The 17,562-nt window shown below is 59.9% G+C and carries 17 protein-coding genes and 1 pseudogene; 8 read left to right on the top strand and 10 right to left on the bottom strand.

All coding sequences use genetic code 11. The annotated features are described in order from the left end of the window. Positions 1–8: 8 nt before the first annotated feature. The 4 genes and pseudogenes from AAFO90_RS06500 to AAFO90_RS06485 all read right to left on the bottom strand — a co-directional run. On the bottom strand, positions 9–863 hold the full coding sequence (locus AAFO90_RS06500; protein WP_028284935.1) for an SDR family oxidoreductase: 855 nt from the start codon (positions 861–863) through the stop codon (positions 9–11). A gap of 105 nt (positions 864–968) precedes the next feature. Then, on the bottom strand, positions 969–2,135 hold the full coding sequence (locus AAFO90_RS06495) for an acyl-CoA dehydrogenase family protein (protein ID WP_172975950.1): 1,167 nt from the start codon (positions 2,133–2,135) through the stop codon (positions 969–971). Continuing rightward, positions 2,132–3,412 (bottom strand): CoA transferase, encoded by a 1,281-nt coding sequence (locus AAFO90_RS06490; RefSeq protein ID WP_347508888.1) that lies wholly within the window; start codon positions 3,410–3,412, stop codon positions 2,132–2,134. Before AAFO90_RS06490 ends, AAFO90_RS06495 begins: the two co-directional genes overlap by 4 nt. Positions 3,413–3,466: 54 nt before the next feature. Further along, positions 3,467–3,889 (bottom strand): annotated as a pseudogene (locus AAFO90_RS06485) (transposase); the annotation flags it as partial. Here AAFO90_RS06485 and AAFO90_RS06480 point away from each other — a divergent pair. Next, the gene (locus tag AAFO90_RS06480; protein WP_336246031.1) at positions 3,846–4,079 is read left to right on the top strand and encodes a hypothetical protein; all 234 of its coding nucleotides are present in this window, start codon (positions 3,846–3,848) and stop codon (positions 4,077–4,079) included. The pseudogene AAFO90_RS06485 and the gene AAFO90_RS06480 sit on opposite strands and share 44 nt — an antisense overlap. A 12-nt stretch (positions 4,080–4,091) precedes the next feature. On the opposite strand, the gene AAFO90_RS06475 is transcribed toward AAFO90_RS06480, so the two are convergent. The 5 genes from AAFO90_RS06475 to AAFO90_RS06455 all read right to left on the bottom strand — a co-directional run bounded on the left by AAFO90_RS06475 (position 4,092) and on the right by AAFO90_RS06455 (position 10,153). After that, a complete protein-coding gene (locus AAFO90_RS06475; protein ID WP_152467182.1) occupies positions 4,092–7,172 on the bottom strand; it encodes an efflux RND transporter permease subunit in 3,081 nt (1,026 codons plus the stop codon). Between the two features lie 27 nt (positions 7,173–7,199). Beyond that, positions 7,200–8,303 (bottom strand): efflux RND transporter periplasmic adaptor subunit, encoded by a 1,104-nt coding sequence (locus tag AAFO90_RS06470; RefSeq protein WP_234163371.1) that lies wholly within the window; start codon positions 8,301–8,303, stop codon positions 7,200–7,202. Between the two features lie 31 nt (positions 8,304–8,334). Beyond that, positions 8,335–8,886, bottom strand: a complete 552-nt coding sequence (locus AAFO90_RS06465) for a TetR/AcrR family transcriptional regulator (protein WP_234163372.1) — start codon at positions 8,884–8,886, stop codon at positions 8,335–8,337. A 67-nt stretch (positions 8,887–8,953) separates the two neighbouring features. After that, the gene (locus AAFO90_RS06460; protein ID WP_136340169.1) at positions 8,954–9,562 is read right to left on the bottom strand and encodes a TetR/AcrR family transcriptional regulator; all 609 of its coding nucleotides are present in this window, start codon (positions 9,560–9,562) and stop codon (positions 8,954–8,956) included. 237 nt (positions 9,563–9,799) lie between these two features. Then, positions 9,800–10,153 carry a helix-turn-helix domain-containing protein gene (locus AAFO90_RS06455; protein WP_229737775.1) on the bottom strand — a complete coding sequence of 118 codons (354 nt, stop codon included), beginning with the start codon at positions 10,151–10,153 and terminating at the stop codon, positions 9,800–9,802. 133 nt (positions 10,154–10,286) lie between these two features. Here AAFO90_RS06455 and AAFO90_RS06450 point away from each other — a divergent pair, with 133 nt between their 5' ends. The 5 genes from AAFO90_RS06450 (at position 10,287) to AAFO90_RS06430 (ending at position 13,674) form a co-directional block, all read left to right on the top strand. Next, positions 10,287–10,694 carry a DoxX family protein gene (locus AAFO90_RS06450; RefSeq protein ID WP_043753122.1) on the top strand — a complete coding sequence of 136 codons (408 nt, stop codon included), beginning with the start codon at positions 10,287–10,289 and terminating at the stop codon, positions 10,692–10,694. A 66-nt stretch (positions 10,695–10,760) separates the two neighbouring features. Beyond that, entirely contained in the window at positions 10,761–11,576 is an 816-nt protein-coding gene (locus AAFO90_RS06445; protein WP_136340168.1) for a class III extradiol ring-cleavage dioxygenase, read from the top strand. A gap of 8 nt (positions 11,577–11,584) precedes the next feature. Continuing rightward, entirely contained in the window at positions 11,585–12,082 is a 498-nt protein-coding gene (locus tag AAFO90_RS06440) for a luciferase family protein (protein ID WP_036051542.1), read from the top strand. Between the two features lie 42 nt (positions 12,083–12,124). Beyond that, complete coding sequence (locus tag AAFO90_RS06435; protein WP_152467180.1) at positions 12,125–13,027, top strand: SDR family oxidoreductase; 903 nt, start codon at positions 12,125–12,127, stop codon at positions 13,025–13,027. Beyond that, positions 13,027–13,674 carry a glutathione S-transferase family protein gene (locus AAFO90_RS06430; RefSeq protein ID WP_051372683.1) on the top strand — a complete coding sequence of 216 codons (648 nt, stop codon included), beginning with the start codon at positions 13,027–13,029 and terminating at the stop codon, positions 13,672–13,674. The genes AAFO90_RS06435 and AAFO90_RS06430 overlap by 1 nt, the downstream gene beginning before the upstream one ends. Positions 13,675–14,242: 568 nt before the next feature. Here AAFO90_RS06430 and AAFO90_RS06425 read toward each other — a convergent pair. Next, entirely contained in the window at positions 14,243–14,581 is a 339-nt protein-coding gene (locus AAFO90_RS06425; protein WP_347508887.1) for a DUF736 family protein, read from the bottom strand. A gap of 1,238 nt (positions 14,582–15,819) precedes the next feature. Here AAFO90_RS06425 and AAFO90_RS06420 point away from each other — a divergent pair. Both AAFO90_RS06420 and AAFO90_RS06415 read left to right on the top strand, forming a co-directional pair. Then, entirely contained in the window at positions 15,820–17,001 is a 1,182-nt protein-coding gene (locus AAFO90_RS06420; protein ID WP_152467152.1) for a Fic family protein, read from the top strand. 44 nt (positions 17,002–17,045) lie between these two features. Next, entirely contained in the window at positions 17,046–17,480 is a 435-nt protein-coding gene (locus AAFO90_RS06415; RefSeq protein WP_254702672.1) for a hypothetical protein, read from the top strand. Positions 17,481–17,562 lie beyond the last annotated feature (82 nt).

The following is a 17,562-nucleotide window of genomic DNA, read 5'->3' as shown; positions in this document are numbered from 1 at the left end:
GGCCAACATCAGGTAATCCGGAAGTAGTCCGGCCGCCCCGTTGGCCATGGATCCCCCCACAATTGCTGCCCACCGTCGATGTTCAGAACTTCTCCGGTTACGAATTTCCCTGAATTCGCCGCCATATAGACAACCCCTTCAGCGACATCCCATTCGTCCCCGGCGTGCCGCATCGGGTTGGAGTCCTGAAAGGTCGCAGAACCCTCCGGAGGGTAGTTCCCGAAACCGTTGCTTTCGCAGCAACCCGGCGCCACGCAGTTCACTCGGATACCGTGCGGGGCCCACTCCACCGCAACCGACTTGGACAGGTAAACTACCCCTGCCCGGGCCGCACAGGTATGCGCGATGCCGGGCATGCCGCGCCAGATATCGGCCACGATGTTGACGATGGAGCCCGATTGCTTGTTGGCAACCCAGTGGCGCGCCGTGGATTGCATCATCCACCACGTGCCGTTCAGGTTGGTGTCTATGACCGCATTCCAGCCCTTTGGACTAAACTCCAACGCTGCTTGCGGAAACTGACCCCCAGCATTGTTCACCAATACGTCAATCGCCCCGAACTCCTGGTTCGTCTTGGCGACAAAATCCTCGACCTGCTCAGGCTCCCGGATGGTCATAGGCACAGCGAAAACTTCGCCCCCGAAACTTTCAAGAAACTCCTTGGCCAAAGCCAGTTTCTCTTCGTTGCGTCCATTGATCGCCAGATTGGCCCCGAGCCTTGCGAACAAGGTCGCAATTGCCAGCCCCAATCCGCCTCCGGCCCCGGTCACCACAACGACTTTGCCGGTGAATAAACCGCTTGCGTAAACGGTTGCACGTTTTGATAGGTCCTCCCTCGAAGACCCAAACTGCGTCTTATTCATGACGCCTCCTCCCATTCCCCATTAGGGGCAGCTGCCAGTAATCTAACGGGCGTTAGAAAATTGGTCAAGACAACTTTTCCCACCAGCCCCGCCCGTTATCTCCGATCAGTAAGACTTTGGAAGTCCAAGGGCTTTTTCTGCTATGAACGACAGAAGCATCTGCGGTGTCACCGGTACGATGCGGAACAGCAGAGCTTCACGTACCAGTCGCTCCACGTGATATTCCTTAGCATATCCGAATCCGCCAAACGTAATTTGCGCGGCTTCGGTCGCCTCGACCGCGGCGTCGGCGGCCAAAAGCTTGGCGGCGTTCGCCTCGACGCCGCAGGGTTCTCCCGCATCGTAGAGGGCTGCAGCGTGCATCACCATGAGATTGGCAGATTCCACTCGCGCCCAGGCTTTGGCGAGTGGATGCTGAACACCCTGATTTTGGCCGATCGGGCGGTCAAAAATCACACGTTCGTTTGCATAATGCGCCGCTCGCGCCAGTGCGTTGCGCGCAATACCGATGCATTCACCGGCCACCAGGATGCGTTCGGGATTCAACCCGTGCAAAATTTGCCTAAAGCCTTTGCCCTCCTCCCCGATCAGGTCCTCAGCCGGAATCGGCAATCCATCGATGAAGACTTCGTTCGAATCGACAGCCTTTCGACCCATCTTTTCGATCTCTCGCACGTCAACGAAATTTCGGTCGAGATCTGTATAGAACAGGCTCAGCCCTTCGGTCGGGCTGCTCACATCCTCAAGCCGCGTTGTTCTGGCCAGAAGCAACATCTTGTCTGCCACCTGCGCGGTAGAAATCCAGACTTTTTGTCCGTGCACGACATATCTGTCCCCCCGCCGCACCGCCATGGTCTTCAGCTTTGTGGTATCCAGCCCCGTCGTCGGTTCGGTCACGGCGAAACAGGCCTTTTCATCGCCTGCTATTAGAGGGCCAAGCATACGCGCGCGCTGCTCATCGGTCCCAAACTTCACCACCGGGTTGAGCCCGAAAATGTTCATGTGGATGGCCGAGGCTCCGCTTGCGCCGGCCCCCGACTCGGCGATTGCCTGCATCATTATGGTCGCCTCGGTGATCCCCAGACCAGCGCCGCCGACAGCTTCTGGCATGGCGATACCCAGCCAGGCGCCATCGGCCATTGCCCTGTGCAGTTCATGGGGAAAACCACCGTTGCGATCCCGATCCAGCCAATAGTCGTCGTCGAACCTTGCGCAAATCCGCAGAACCTGGTCGCGAATCTCTTGTTGGTCGGCGGTCAATCGAAATGTCATAGCGCGCGCCCTCTTTCCAATCTTACGAGCCCAGCCTCACATAGGGCAGCGATCCGCTCATCGTCAAAACCAAGATCACGCAGAATGCTTTGGCTGTCTGCGCCAGGCGGTCGTCCCAGCCAACGAAGCTGACCGGGCGTCGCGCTGAGATGAGGGACCGGACCAATGACCTGAGTCTGTTCGCCAGCGACCGACACGATATCCCCGCGATGGCGTATCTGCTCGTTCGTCGCGATTTCCTCGACACTCAACACACGCGAGGCAACGGCATCATGGCGGGCGAATACCGCCTCCACTTCCTTAGCCGTGTGCTGCGTGACGAAATCATTGATCGCGTCAAAGACCACCGTCATGTGCTGCGACATCTCGCCGAGTGTCGCAAACCGCGGATCATCGGCAAGGGCGTCCCCGCCGACTGCCCGCAACAGTCGGTGCGCGGTTTCCGCGCTCCCTGCGGAAACGGTCAGCCACACCCCATCGGACGTTCGGAACATCCCCCCCGGAGCAAAGTCCATCGGCTGGCGCAGCCCATTGCGCCGCGGCGAGAGGTTCGCGCCCGTCAATGCGGGAACAGGATAGTCCATCAACCGAAGCAACGCCTCGAACACCGCAAGATCGACGACCTGACCGCGTGCAATGCCCTTTTCGCGAGCAAATAGCGCGATCATGATTCCCAAAGCGCCCATCAGCCCTGTCGTGCTGTCGGCCGCCGGAAAGCCGGGGTGCATCGGCGGCCCGTCGGGAAAACCGGTCAGATGCGCTAATCCACTCATGGCCTCCGCAGCACGCCCAAACGCTGGCACGTCGCGCATCGGACCGTCCTGTCCGTAACCTGAAACCCGCAAGACAACCAAGTCCGGGTTCCAATCGTGCAAGACGTCTGGCCCAACACCGGCACGTTCCAGCACACCCGGTCGGAAATTTTCGATCAGCACGTCGGCATCTTCGACCAACTTTCGCAGGATGTCCCGGCCCTCGTCGGACTTCCAGTCCAGGCCTAGTGTTTTCTTGTTACGGCCCAAAGTCTTCCACCAGACGCCCACCCCATCCTCTGCCTTGGGTCCAAGGTCGCGCATCATATCCGTCCGGTTGGGGGCTTCGATCTTGATGACATCTGCACCAAAATCCGAGAGTAAAGCTGCCGCAAGTGGTCCGGCAATTACGTGACCAAGTTCTATAATCTTCAGTTGATCAAGGGGTCCAGACATCTGCACTTTCGACTTTGCTAATTTTCTAATGGTTGTTCGATTCCTAGCAAAGGCGAAGTCGGACCTCAAGATTCAAAGGTAATCACTTCCCCAAAAACGTAACCGCCCGGTTGTTACCGCGGATCAGTTTATCGGCGTCCAGTTCCATGAAAGCAGTTCGTTGAGCGGGTTGGTCATGTGATTGTGGATGCGGTCGAGGATTTCGGCCAGCCAGGCTTGCCGATCGTGGCCGTTCATCTTGGCTGTCTCGACAAGGGAGATCGCCCGGGACAGCGTTTCGCCACCGCTGTCGGAGCCTGCAAAAAGTCAGTTTTTTCGCCCGATGCTGATCGGGCGCATGACGCGCTCGGCGGTGGTGTCGTCGATGCCGACGCGGCCATCTCCAAGGAAGAGCTCGAATGACGGCCAGCAGCTGAGACCATAGCGGAAGGCCTTCGCGAGACCGTCCTTGCCGGGAATGCGTAGCAGTTGGGCCTCGGTCCATGCCTTGAAGGCCTAGACCATGGAGCGGGAGTGCGCCTGGCGTGCTGCCAGCCGCAGTTTCGCTGTCTTTTTTGCCCACCCGAACTATGGCCTGCCGTGCGTTCTTTCAGGCCTGTGGGACGAAGCGCTCGTCTTTGGCGGCACCGAAGTGGCTCCGACATTCGGCGGTTTTCTCGAAGGCGCGCTTGAGGCGACGGAACATGCCTACACCGTCCTTAAGACGGGTCGAGGGCGCTCAGAGAAACGCTTATAACTGCATCTGCGTTCAGGCTGTCGCTGGGGAACCTGAAGGAGCGTTTTCTTGTTTAGGCGGCTTGATCAAGAAGAACAGCGCATACAATACCGGCACCGCGACCAGTGTCAGGATCGAGGCGAACGCGAGGCCACCCATGATTGTGACAGCCATCGATGCGAAGAAGGCGTCTGATATGAGCGGAGTCATACCGAAAATCGTTGTGCCCGCAGCCAGCACGACGGGCCTCAAACGGCTGACCGAGCCATCGATTACCGCCTGATAGTCCTCGACACCTTCGGCGCGTTGCTGATCGATTTCTTCCACCAGCACAATGGCATTCTTCATCAGCATCCCGGAAAGGGACAAGAAGCCGAGAAGCGCCGTGAACGTGAACGGTAGCCCAGTGAACAGCAGACCAAGAACCATCCCCGTGACCGACATCGGAACCACGAGCCACAGGATCAGTGGCTGGCGCACTTTGTTGAACATCAGGATCGAAATTGTCAGCATTACCAGAAAGCCCAAGGGAAGCTGTTTGCCGAGACTTGCCTGCGCTTCTCCCGCGCTTTCGAACTCGCCACCCCATTCCATCGTGTAGCCTTCGGGAAGCCGAATGGCTTCGATATCAGAGCGGACACTGCGAAAGGCCTCATCTGCTGTCAGGTCGCCGCCTGCACCGCCGAGGACCGTTATCGTACGCTCACGGTCGCGGCGGTGGATAAGGGCCTCGACGAGGCGGGGCTCAAAGCCGGAGACGAGGTTGGCCATCGGCACATAGCCATTTGCACCCGGCGACCAGACGGAGAGATCGCGCAAACGATCCAGCCCGTCGCGCTCGACCTCGGGAAGCCGCAGATACATAGGGATTTCGGCATCGCCTTCGCGCAGGGTGCCGACCCGCAGGCCCGAGGTCCCGTATTGCACGGTGTCGGAAATCGATCCGCGAGTCGCACCGGCCAACCGCATGCGAGCCTCGTCGACGATGGGTTCGACGAGAATTTCGCGCTGTCGCCAGTCTGTGCGCGGGTTTGTGATCGTGCCGGCCTCGTCGAAGATCGCAAGCGCGTTATCCGATAGCTGCCGGAGGACTACCGGATCGGGTCCCGAAAAGCGAACGGCGACATCGGCCCCGGCAGGCGGACCGAAGACGATCTCCTCGACGCGGATAAGAGCATTGGGGAATTGCGCCGGCAGTTCGCGATTGAGACGCGCCGCAACATCGGGGATGAGTGTGGCATCGGTCGCACGCACGATCAGCTGACCGTAGCTCGCATCGGCCTGCTCAGGGTTGTAGGTCAGCATGAAGCGGCTGGCCCCTCGCCCGACAAGCGTTGTAACGTCCGTCACTATCTCCTCGCCTAAGATGATCGCCTCGAGCCGGGCCATTTCTTCATTCGTGGCTCGAATGTCCGTGCCCTGTGGCATCTGGAATTCGACGTAGAATATCGGGGTGTTCGACGCCGGAAAGAAAGCCTGCTTGACTTGGCCGAAGGCCATGACCGACCAGACCGTGATTCCGACGACCGTCAGGACTACGAGCACGCGGGCGCGCAGCGCCATCCAGAGGAAACCGCGATAAGCCGAATAGACTAAGCCGCGATAGGGGTCCTTGGAGGTGTCTCTTGGCGCCTTCAGAAGGAGCTTCCCAAGATAGGGTGTAACGGTTACGGCGAGGATCCAGCTCATCAGCAACGAAATCGCGATAACCGCGAAAAGCGAGAACAGGAATTCTCCGGTGGCGTCTGGCGATAGCCCAATGCCCGAAAACGCCATGATCCCGATCACGGTGGCCCCAAGCAGGGGAAACCCTGTCGCGGTCTCTGTATCGGCGGCGGCGTCTTCGGCGGACTTGCCCCGCGCCATGCCAATCAGCATGCCTTCGGCGATCACGATGGCATTGTCGACCAGCATGCCCATGGCGATGATCAAAGCCCCGAGACTGATCCGTTCCATCTCGATGCCGAAGACAGACATGAAAAACAGTGTGGAAAAAACCGTGAGGCCCAGCGTGGCACCCACGACCAAACCCGCGCGCCAACCCATGGTCAGCATCAGCGCCCCGATGACGATGGCCACGGATTGACCGAGGCCGACGAGGAAGCTCGAGACCGCTTCGTCGACGACCTTATGCTGTTCATAGATCGGTACGATCTCGACGCCGTCCGGCAATTCGGTCTTCAGCTGGTCCAGCCGTGCCTCGACCGATCTGCCGACCTCGACAACGTTGCGGTCCACGAGCGCCGAGACCCCGAGGGTGAAGGCCCGCGTGCCATTGTGACGCACGATCTGGCTCGGCCGCTCTGTCTCCTCTCGGACCACGCGAGCGATGTCGTAGAGCGCAATCTGCCCGACCTCTCCGGGGGCGCCGAGCCGCAGCGCCTCTATGCCCTCGACGCTGACATAACCCGGCGGAACGGACACGCCCAGCCGAGACAGCCCTTCGCTGATCTCGCCGTTGGAGAAAACCTGGTTTTCGTCGGCGATGATACCGAGGATCTGGTCCGGTGGCAGGCCCAGTTCGGTCAGGCGCGCCGAAGGGATCGAAATGATGATCTCCTCTTCAGCCAGCCCCTGAACCTCGATCTTGGCCACCCCGTCGACGGTGACAAGGTCGCGCCGCAGTTTAGTCGCGAGGTCTCGCTGTTCCGAGGCGCTCAACCCATCGGCCGTCACAGCGTAGAACATGCCGTAGACGTCGCCGAAATCGTCATTGATGATCGGAGACTGCGCACCGGAGGGAAGCTCTCCTTCGATGTCGCGGATACGGCGGCGCATCTCGTCCCAGACCTGCGGAATCTCGTCGGGCCCATAGGTCATCTCGATCTCGACCGTGATCTGGGCCATGCCCGGCATGGATTTCGATTCCACCCGGTCGAGCTGCTTCATCTGTTGGAGTGCGCTTTCCACGACATCGGTGACTTCCTCTTCCACCTCCATCGCCGTCGCGCCCGGATAGGGCACGAAAACGAGCGCCGTCTTGAGCGTGAAACTCGGGTCTTCGAGGCGTCCGACCGTGTTCAGCCCCCACAAACCGCCGAGAAGGCAAAAGATAATTGCCAGCCAAACGGCGACCGGACGTCGGATGCTTGCGCGGGAAATACTCATTGTCATGGTTTCGGTTTTCCGGTCCAGGATCGTTCAGAGGCCGCGAACCGCGACTGTTTCGTTTTCCTTCAGGCGCCACCACCCGCCGGACACAACCAGTTCGTCTCCGGAGAGCCCCTCAAGCACGACGATTTCGTCGTCGTTCGGCAGCCCCAGGCGGATCGTCTTACGGGACACCCGGCCGGTCCCCTCGTCATACAGCCAGATGGACGGCTCGCTCCGGCTCGTCGTGTCGATCGCCGAGACCGGGACGACTACCAACCGCGATTGCGCACCCTCCGCGGCGGCGGCTACGCGCACATTCGCCGTCATTCCGGGCAGCAATCTCGGGTCGATGGCGCCCTCGATTGCAAACTCGACGTCATAGGTTTGGGCTGTGGGGTCTGCATCGGTCACGAATTTCCGCAGATACAGAGTTGCGTCATATCCCGGCACGGCGGGGAAAGAGGCGGTTACCCTGAATGCATCGGGCTGGGCCCGTGCCATCGCGGCGAGTTCCTCGGGCAGCGAAATCCGCACCCGCATTTCACTGATGTCCTGCAACCTGGCAATCGGAGCCGCAGGGGTGACGTTCGAAAACTCCTCCAGAAAGATGCGCGCGACAATGGCGTCGAAGGGCGCGGTGATCGTGGCTTGAGCCAAGCGTCGCTCCGCTTCACGCAGGGCGACTTCTGCCTGAGCAAGCTGCGCGCGGTTCGTTTCAAGTCGGGCGTCGGTCGCCACCCCCCTCTCGGTCAGACTCAACGCACGATCGTATTCGGATTTTGCGAGGTCGAAAGAGGCCTGCGCCCGATCCACGGCCAATTCGAAATCGACTGGGTCGAGCGCGGCAATTAAATCGCCTTTCTCGACCCGAGTCCCAGCATCTACCGCGAGGTCGGAAAGCTGACCCGAAACCTGAAAGGCAATATCCACGGTCCGGGCGGGCTCCACGCGGCCTGCCAGGCTGCGCGCCCTATCGCTATCGCGAAGCTCGGCACGCGATACTTCGACCGTGACCGGTTGGGCCATGTCTTGCTCGGCGCTCCCTTGCGCATCGGCACCGGAAACCTCATCCGTAGTCTGCGCGAAGACCTTGGATGCGATGTCCGGGTTGAATTGCACGAGAAGGACAATGGCGAGAAGAAGGGCGACCAATCCAGCGGCACCTCCTCGGAAGTATCTGGTTCTATTCAAGCTCATTTATCATGTCCTTCAATCTGTCGATGGCGGCGTCTTGCTGATCGTCGTCACCATCCGCGAGGCGAAGAAGCCTCTGGAAACGAAGACCCTGGATCGCCAAAAAAAGAACCATCGCCGCAGTGTCGTCCTGCGCGTCCGAACGGATGCGCTCGACATCACGGGACAGCTCTCTTCTCAGCGGGTCCAGAAGATTCGGATCCGACGCCGAAACCGCGAGAATAGCCATCGAAAGGTCATCATCGGTGCTTACGGCTTGCAGAACTGTCTCGAGATGACCGCGCAGGGTGCGGGAACTGTGCCCTTCCGGGACCGACGCCAGACGTTCGCGGTGCTCCGCGAGCATTTCGTCGAGCAGCCCGGCCAGAAGCGCTTTCTTGGTGGGGAAGTTGTACAACACCCCACCCTTGCTGAGGCCGGATTCCCGAGCGACGGCGTCGATCGTGATCTTTCCCGCGCCTTCTCGCAGCGCAATCGCCCGCGCAGCGCCGAGAATCTTCGGCGAGGCGTTCTTCGGTTGCTTTTCCACTTGTGCAGTCACCCTGTACCGTCCGGTCGGTTAAGTCATTGGGCGAGCTAATGCGCTGCCCCGTATTTGGCAAGCGAGCTCAATCTGAAAATTTGTCTCTGTGGCCGCTACCGTAAAGTCGCAGGAATGCAGCGACCGCTTCGCGCGCATGTTGCTCGCGGTGGACAGCTCGTTTCACTGCGAGAAGGCGCGGCATAAGTAGCCCCGAAACGCAAAGGTGTATGAAGTGATCGGACGCGCGCCGGACGTCATCGACATCGAGCGCGCCTTCGCGCGTAAGGCGCTCCAGAATCCGACCGACGAGTTCGCGGGCAGGTTTCGGGCCTGCGCGAAAATAAACCTCACCCACTTCGGGCAGTGCCTCGGAGGCGCCAACGCACGTTCGCAGGAGACGGATGTAGGTGTCGTCCAAGGTGAGGTCGACCATGCGAAGGGCGAGTTCTTCCAACTGGGCGCGCGGCTCCAAAGACGCGATCAAGGGCCGGAGGATTTCGTCCGCAAGCCGACCGCATTCGGATTCAACCACGCTCAGGAACAGTTGCTCCTTGGTCGGGTAATACGAATACATGGTTGCCTTCGACACTTTTCCTTCAGCGGCAATTGCATCGACCGTGGCTCCTTCGTAACCGCATCGGAAGAAAACCTCGCGCGCACCAATCATGACGTCGGCCATTTTTCTCACGGGCATCTCGTTCTCTCTATCCCAGGCAGGACTAGGCGGTTACAAGCTTTACTGTACCGTCTAGTGAGTATAGTAGATAGAAGTTGATTTAGCAGCAAAGCGTAAAGCTGTGCGGATCTACCCCACCAAGCGCCGCTTGGCGGCTTTTTCTAGCGCCGTTTTCAATTCGTCATGAGCTTCGGGTCTGATTCTGCCTGAGTTGTTCTCGGGCGCGGGATTATCCCGCGAACAGGAGGGGTACCGTCATTCTGCCGCGCTTGCGGTCCCGACAAAGGCACCCTCGGCCTCCCAGCGGCGTGCGATCGAGCCAAGCTTGTCCAGCACGCCGCGCAGTTCCGCGCCGCGCTCAGTCAGCCCGTAGGTGACAGCGGGTGGGATGGTCATGGCCTGCTCGCGCCATACAACGCCAGCATGTTCCAGCATTCTCAGCCTCTCGGTCAGGACCCGGGTGGAAATGCCGGGCACCAAACGCTTGAGCGCGCCGAAACGCTGCGGTCCCTGCTCGGACAGAACCCAGAGTATATAGATCGTCCAAGGGCCTGTGATGACACGCAGAAGCGCCTCCATCGGGCATGAGGGGGGCTGGACGCTCTTCATCGTGGATTATCCTCGCGGTTAAAGTAATCTAGTTACTTTTAAGTGCCTACTTTCACGAACGATGCAAGACACCTAAAGGTACTTAGAGCGGAAACTGCGGCTGAACAAGCCCTTGCAAACAGGGAGTGCGGTGATGAGTGACAACGTGGCAAAGTATGTCTACTGGATCGCGACCGGCCTTGTGGCGCTGGTCTATCTGGGTGCGGCGACTTTCTACATCTCATCCCACGATATGGTCGCGGGCATGTATCGCGAGGTGTTGAGCTATCCCACATACATCATCTGGCCGCTCGCGATTTTGAAGATTGTCGGCGCGGTGGTGATTCTCTGGCGCCCTTCGGCGATGCTGGCGGACTGGGCTTACGCGGCGATGTTCTGGCATCTGGTGTTGGCGTTCGGGGCGCATGTGGGCGCGGGCGATCCAGGCTGGCCACCGGCTCTTGCGACCTGGGTGCTCCTGATCGCCTCGTGGATGACAGCCAATCGCGTGCGTGCGGTAAAGTCGGCATATGCGCCGACGTTTCCGACAGAGACGAATTAATCCGATGCGGAGTTGCCACGGCGCTGGCCATCCACCCTCGGGCTTGGGGTTCAAAAGGACGACAGAATGACCGAAAGGCAGCCGACAGTGTTTGTTCCCCATGGAGGCGGCCCTTGCTTCTTCATGGACTGGAACCCGCCTGACACCTGGGACAGGCACCGCAGATTCCTTGAGGCTTTGCCTGCGAGCCTGCCGGCAAAGCCCAAGGCGCTTCTCGTGATCTCAGGCCATTGGGAGGAACGGGTGTTTACCGTGCAGACCAACTCCGCGCCGCCGCTGCTGTTCGACTATCAGGGGTTTCCCCCCCATACTTATCAGCTGACCTGGCCCGCGCTAGGCGATCCTACGCTGGCGGCCCGTGCAAGCGAGCTATTGAATGGCGCGGGTTTTGAAACCCGGGCCGACGCTACGCGTGGCTTCGATCATGGGGTGTTTGTTCCGCTAAAGGTGGCTTTGCCTGAGGCCGACATACCTACCGTCCAACTGAGCCTGCGCGACGATCTCGACGCTGAGGCGCATCTTGCTGCTGGTCGCGCGTTGGCGCCCTTGCGAGACGAAGGTGTTCTGATCATCGGGTCCGGCAACACCTATCACAACATGGGCAAGATGATGCGGGCGATGAGGGGCGGACCCGATGGCCCGGTGAACGGCGGCGACTTCGACCGATGGCTCACGGGTGCGGTGACCCATGAAGACCCCGGGGCGCGCCGCGCCATGCTGGCTGCTTGGGATCGGGCACCCGGCGCACGCGACGCCAATCCGCGCGAGGAACATCTAATTCCATTGCACGTCGTGGCCGGCGCCGCGCTTGCGGATCGGGGGGAAAAGACCCTCGAGGATCACGTATTGGGCGCGGTCGAAAGCGCGTTCAGATTTGGATAGGACCAGATATGTGCTTCGAACTTCCCTTGCGGCAGGGTCCGCGCCCCGAAACCACCGAGTGCGCCCCGCATGAGCAAGTGTCGCAGAACTCCTCGGCCGAGATTCACGCATTGTTCAAGCAGAAGGCCTTCGCCCTGCCCTTCGTCGAGCGTTGCCGATCGGGTATTTCGGTCCCCGGCGCCGAGGCATTAGTCCTGCCGCGGCCGCATGCCTGCGGCCCGCGCGAAGCCTTCATGATCGGACGCGAATTTGCGCATGTGCATCCCGCCTATGACGGTTCGTCGCACATGATGCTGCCGCTGGCGGCGGTTGAGGAACTCATCGCGAAGGGATGGGGCGAACAGCACCCGATGGCCTCGGCCGGATACATCCCGGCCAATGCGATCATGGCCTTTGCTCCACGCGATGAGGCAGAGGTCGATGTGATGATCAAAATCCTGACCACAAGCTGGGGTTTCGCGCGCGGCAAGCTGGCGAATCCCGCCCCCACCCAAATCCACGATTGATCGCAAGCGCGCTTGCAGAAACATCAAGATAAGAGAGATACCATGTCCAACATCCAGAACGGCCCCTTCATCGTGACCGGCGCGTCCGGACAACTTGGCCGGCAGGTGGTCGACCTGCTGGTTCAGGCAGGTGCCGGGCCGGTCATCGCGATCTCGCGCACTCCCGACAAGCTTGCCGATCTGGCGGGAAAAAGAGTCGAGGCGCGCGAGGGCGATTTCAACGACCCGGCTTCTCTTGAAGCAGCCTTCGCGGGCGGCAAGCGTCTCCTCATCATCTCCACCGACGATCTGGAGCCGGGCAAGCGGCTCGCAGCTCATTCCAATGCGATTGCTGCGGCCAAGACGGTAGGTATCGACCACATCGTCTATACCTCCTTCGCAGGCCCAGTCGCGGAAAGTCCAATCGGATTCGCTCAAGACCACGAAGGGACCGAGAAGCTGATCACGGAAAGTGGGGCGGATCATACGATCCTGCGCAACAATATGTACACCGACTTTCTGTTGATGGGCGGCCAGCAGAGCGTCGCCATGGGCACGCATTTCTCCGCCGCAGCAGATGGCAAGACCGGATATGTGACACGCGCGGATTGCGCCCGTGCCGCAGCCGCGGCGCTAATGAAAGCTACGGGAAGGGAGACCCTCGATATCACCGGGCCGGAGACGGTCAGCCAGGCCGAGGTCGCGGCGATCTTGTCCGAAATTGCGGGTAAGGAAATCCCCTATGTCGCCCTGCCCGCCGAGGATCTGGTGCAGGCGATGATCGCAAATGGACTGCCGGAGTTCATGGCGAGGGTCTTTGCCTCCTTCGACGAAGCAATCGCGCAGGGCTATCTCGATGTGGCCAGCGGCGATCTCGAATCGCTCACCGGCAAGCCCGGACAGTCGGTGGCCGATTTCCTGGCCGCTAACCGCGCGGCGCTTCTTCAGGCGCCGCAGGAACAATAATGCTGGAAAATGTCATGAGGCTTTACAACGCGAACTTCTCACCGAATGCGCTGCGTGTACGGGCGGTGGCGCACGAACTGGGCGTGGAACTCGAAATCGTCGAGGTCGACATCCGTGCCGGGGACAACCGCGCGGCGGAATTTCTTGCCCGCAATTCAAATGCAAAGGTGCCTGTTTTGGAGGACGGGAATTTCGTGCTCTGGGAGTCCCGGGCGATCTGTGCCTATCTGGCCGGGATCCGGCCCGAGGCAGGGCTCTATCCTGATGGCCTCAAGACGCGGGCCCTCGTCGATCAGTGGGCCTGGTGGCAAGCCATCCACCTAGGCCCGGCGATGCAGAAGTTGTCCTTTGAGCTGTTCCTCAAAGAGAAATTCGGCATGGGCGATCCTGATCCTACTGTGGTCGAAGCGGAACGGAAAGCCACCGATCAGTTCCTTGCCGTTCTGGAAACCGGACTCGACGATAAGGATTGGATTGCAGGCGCACTCAGCCTTGCCGACTTCTATCTGGCGACCACATTCATGTATCGCGACCAAGCGGGGATTTCGCTGGACGAATTCCCCAGAATCGCGGGCTGGATCGGCCGGCTTGAAGCGCGTGACAGCTGGCAGAAGGCCGTAGCACCGCTTCTTGCGCTCTTCGCCTGACATCGCGCTCGCCGCGATGATTGAACGATCTGCATCACGTCCGGCGATCGGCGCGCTATCAGATTTAGACATGAGCAGGAAGCGTCGCATGACAGAAATTAGCCGCAGACAGCCGCGACAACCAACCTGACAAGAGTTCCTCCGGAAGCAATGCGGCGGTTTTGGGATGTAGATGCTGTGTCTCATCCCGATCTTTAGAGTTTTCGCGCGGAGTGTATTCATCAGGTCCGATAACTCAGCATCCGTCGCGCCAATTGAGCACGTGCCGTTCGTCCAAGACAAAGACTGATCTCACGGCCTCCGCGAGCGGGATGCCGAGCACAGTGTAACCGTGCAGGACAGCTATGCGGGTGTCACTGTTCCCTTAATTCTTGGACGCTGATGTATGTGACCGTTCAGAACCGCGGGGTCATGCTGCCCTGAGCAAGGGTGGTGTAGGACTTATGAAGCTCGCAATGTTGCCCGCAATAGGCTGCTTCGGGGCTTCATATTTCGTTCGTTCACTCAAACCGCTGTCGTTCCCAGGAACAAGAAAAAACCAGACCGCCGGAGCGGTCTGGCCGTTGGCTTAGGCGGCGTCTTTGGGGCCCCAAGGGATGACAGCCTGCAGGGACAGATCTTCCTGGTTCGCGGCCTTGCCGAGGTTCGCGTTGAAGCCGTGGTCGCGGATGGTCAGCGTGTAGTAGTCGGCGCCGGTCTCCTTGTTCTGCTTCTTCCAGATGCCGCCGCACTCGACCAGCTTGCCGCGCGGGGAGCGGCCGAGGACGCGGTGCGTGGGGGCCATCGGGTTGGTGCTCGCGACGGGTTCGACCGTGACGTCGAGGTCGAAGGTCAGGGTCGAGATGGAGCCTGTGCCCTTGGCGGTTTCGATGTCGGCGCTGGTGAATTTGATGCAGTTCGTGGTCATTGCTCTTCTCCTTGTTTGCGTTGCAATGATGGTCACCTTGCAGCTGGCCAAGGCCCGGCCACACCGAAGGCGAAGCGCAGCGGAGAGGGGCAGGCGACGGTCTTTTTGTTTCGCGCGGAATGACCCGCAGGGTCAGGGGAAAAAGATCGGCGGCAACCTTTGTGGACGGGACGACAGCTGCGACCAGCATGTCATGCAGAGCAACACATCGGGAGAAGTGCGGTGGCCGCGAAGGACACCCAGGTGAACAGCCGATGAAACTGCCGGGGGCGGTGTCCTTTCTGCCCTCTCACCCCGAGCCGCAGCCGGACGGGTTCGCGCTTTGCCGAGCCTTGCCTAACGTGGCGCGACCGCTTGCCCGTGGTAAGTTGGTCGAGTGAGGTGCCATCTGGCTGAGCGATTTCAAGCAGACCGCCGTGGCATCTGCACCGGGCGCGGGTCATCCCGATTTCGGACCAACCCTCTTCGGCATCCCAATAGTTTGCGATTTTTTACATCGCGTCCAACACCGACCCTCTGCCAGCTTTGGCCAGAGCGATCCGGCGGTTGTCGAAACTCCTTTGCGGTCAATGATGGCAGAACAGCATGTCCGGCAAAGCGAGGACTAACACCGGCTGACACGGGAAAAACGAGACTATTGAAGCGACCCGCCCCGCCCCAGCGACCGTTACCGAATGGCCGAGATGAAGCGTTGCCACGACCATGCGACGGCTGGTCGGGCTGGCTCCGGAGGAGACGGCACGGCCAGCGGTACGTCGCAGGGAGAGGCAGCGTTTCAGCTCGGGGAGGGCGGCTGCATGCAGCCGACCGAGTAGGGCGCGGTCCTGACCAAAGGGCAGGATGATTTATGGACAACAAGCACCCACGAATTCCGTTCGCCGATTTGATGAAACTAACCCCGACTCGGAATGTAACAGATACGACCTTTGGCCTTCTTCAGCCATCCGAGTTGTCGTGCGCGTAGCTGCCATATCGCGTAGGACGCCCGTAATGCGGGCCAATGAGCCGAAAGGTCTCGATTGGCGACTCGTGATCGATGGTGTTCTCTGGAAGAGGCTATTCCGCACAGGCATCGGGAAGGATTCCTGCAACCGAGAGCAGTAGGAAGCTGCCATGAACCCGCTCATATTGCCACTGACCTACTCTCACCACGTTAATTAAACCCGCTTATCTTAGCCTACCCACTATTTAAGCGAAGCCCGTATTGCTTAAATAAAAGAGGGGCATCATAGTGAGCTATGACCGATTCAGACCCCAACCAACGCCTTGGCCGCTTTGTCGAAACCCCCGTTGCAGGAGAGACGGTCCGCGCCTTCGTACCACCTCCCCTGCCTCCAGTCCCAACAATCGACGTACTGGGGCTTCTCGACCGACTCAGCCTCGCGGAGCGCGCCTTAGGGCGGCTGGATGGCATCACGATGCTTCTGCCGCGCCAGGAACTGTTCCTCTATATGTATGTCCGCAAGGAGGCCGTACTTTCCTCACAGATCGAAGGAACGCAATCGACGCTGACAGACCTGCTGCGTTTCGAGACCGAAGCACAGGCGGGCCAGCCAATCGATGACATCCGCGAGGTCTCGAACTACGTCGATGCCATGATGTACGGGTTGGAGCGCCTCGAAGACTTGCCACTGTCCCTGAGGCTAATCCGCGAGATGCATGCGCGTTTGCTGCAAAGCGGACGTGGCGGCACCAAGGACCCCGGGGAGTTTAGGCGCTCCCAGAACTGGATCGGAGGGACACGTCCCGGTAATGCGCTGTACGTTCCACCCCCCGTCACGGAACTGGACAATTGCCTCGGCGCGTTTGAACGCTTCATGCACGACGACCAGTCCCGCCTTCCTGCTCTCATCAAGGCAGGACTGCTGCACGTCCAGTTTGAAACCATCCACCCTTTTCTCGACGGCAATGGCCGCATCGGCAGGTTGCTGGTAACATTGTACCTCTGCGTCAATGGGGTGCTGCAAAAGCCTCTCCTCTATCTGAGCTTGTTTCTTAAGACGCATCGCGCTGATTACTATCGCCTGCTCCAGGAGGTTCGTGAGCATGGTCAGTGGGAGGCTTGGCTTGACTTCTTCCTCGCTGGCGTGGCGGATACGGCAAACCAGGCATTTGATGCCGCCACGCGGATTGTTGACCTGTTTAAGGAGGATCGCGAGCGCATTTCAGCGCAAAGCGATCGCGCCGGTTCGTCACTGCGTATCCATGAACTGTTCCAGCAGCACCCCTTCCTGACCGCGAACCAACTGGTCGAGTACACCGGTCTGTCGGCTCCGACGGTGAACGCGGCCCTCGCCGACCTCCAACGCTTCGGAATTCTTGAGGAGATTACTGGGAGGAAGCGGGGGCGTGTTTTCAGCTATCGCGCCTATCTGACCATCCTCAGCGAGGGTACCGATCCGCTACCCACCACTGCCTAGAGAAAGGTGCGATGACAATTGCCATTCGACCATGAATGTCAATCGTGGCTGGGTTGCTCCCCTACAAGTTCGGGCAATGGCTCGGCGTGCCCATGACTCTCAAACTCGTTCCAATAGATCATGGCGAACTCTGCCACGGCTGGGCGTGGTCCATCGATGATGAGGACGCACTCGCCGAACAGGTTGCACGTATAGTTCTCGGCCAATATCGCCACGTCGCCAAGATCCTGAGCGGTGCGGGGGTGCCGGGACCTGCTGCCAATGCCGAGCAGGCGACTGCAGCGATCAAACAACTGACGTTGGCGGAGGGTGACGATCCTTGGCACCGTGATGGCTGGCTGTTCCAGGCGATATCGTGGATCGCCGCGCACCAGCAGCCTGCCGCTTCGCTCACCCGGATGCCTCATATTCGCAAGGCCGATGTCGCGTTTCCCTTAAATCTGAGACGAGACGCTTTCGGCATTGAGTTTTGCCTTTAATTGCGAGATTCGGCTGTCATGGGGCCTTTGCTTCTCGCGTGCCTTTGCGCGATGTGATCGACCGCGGCTAGCAATCGATGCT

Source organism: Phaeobacter sp. CAU 1743, from assembly GCF_039839315.1.
GTDB classification, from domain to species: Bacteria; Pseudomonadota; Alphaproteobacteria; order Rhodobacterales; family Rhodobacteraceae; genus Phycobacter; species Phycobacter gallaeciensis_A.
This window is presented reverse-complemented; position numbering and strand designations above follow the sequence as displayed.

Coding starts and splice junctions, on each gene's coding strand:
- AAFO90_RS06500 (WP_028284935.1), bottom strand. CDS start 863: ATGAATAAGACGCAGTTTGGGTCTTCGAGGGAGGACCTATCAAAACGT.
- AAFO90_RS06495 (WP_172975950.1), bottom strand. CDS start 2,135: ATGACATTTCGATTGACCGCCGACCAACAAGAGATTCGCGACCAGGTT.
- AAFO90_RS06480 (WP_336246031.1), top strand. CDS start 3,846: ATGGAGCGGGAGTGCGCCTGGCGTGCTGCCAGCCGCAGTTTCGCTGTC.
- AAFO90_RS06475 (WP_152467182.1), bottom strand. CDS start 7,172: ATGACAATGAGTATTTCCCGCGCAAGCATCCGACGTCCGGTCGCCGTT.
- AAFO90_RS06460 (WP_136340169.1), bottom strand. CDS start 9,562: ATGCCCGTGAGAAAAATGGCCGACGTCATGATTGGTGCGCGCGAGGTT.
- AAFO90_RS06455 (WP_229737775.1), bottom strand. CDS start 10,153: ATGAAGAGCGTCCAGCCCCCCTCATGCCCGATGGAGGCGCTTCTGCGT.
- AAFO90_RS06450 (WP_043753122.1), top strand. CDS start 10,287: ATGAGTGACAACGTGGCAAAGTATGTCTACTGGATCGCGACCGGCCTT.
- AAFO90_RS06445 (WP_136340168.1), top strand. CDS start 10,761: ATGACCGAAAGGCAGCCGACAGTGTTTGTTCCCCATGGAGGCGGCCCT.
- AAFO90_RS06440 (WP_036051542.1), top strand. CDS start 11,585: ATGTGCTTCGAACTTCCCTTGCGGCAGGGTCCGCGCCCCGAAACCACC.
- AAFO90_RS06435 (WP_152467180.1), top strand. CDS start 12,125: ATGTCCAACATCCAGAACGGCCCCTTCATCGTGACCGGCGCGTCCGGA.
- AAFO90_RS06430 (WP_051372683.1), top strand. CDS start 13,027: ATGCTGGAAAATGTCATGAGGCTTTACAACGCGAACTTCTCACCGAAT.
- AAFO90_RS06425 (WP_347508887.1), bottom strand. CDS start 14,581: ATGACCACGAACTGCATCAAATTCACCAGCGCCGACATCGAAACCGCC.
- AAFO90_RS06420 (WP_152467152.1), top strand. CDS start 15,820: ATGACCGATTCAGACCCCAACCAACGCCTTGGCCGCTTTGTCGAAACC.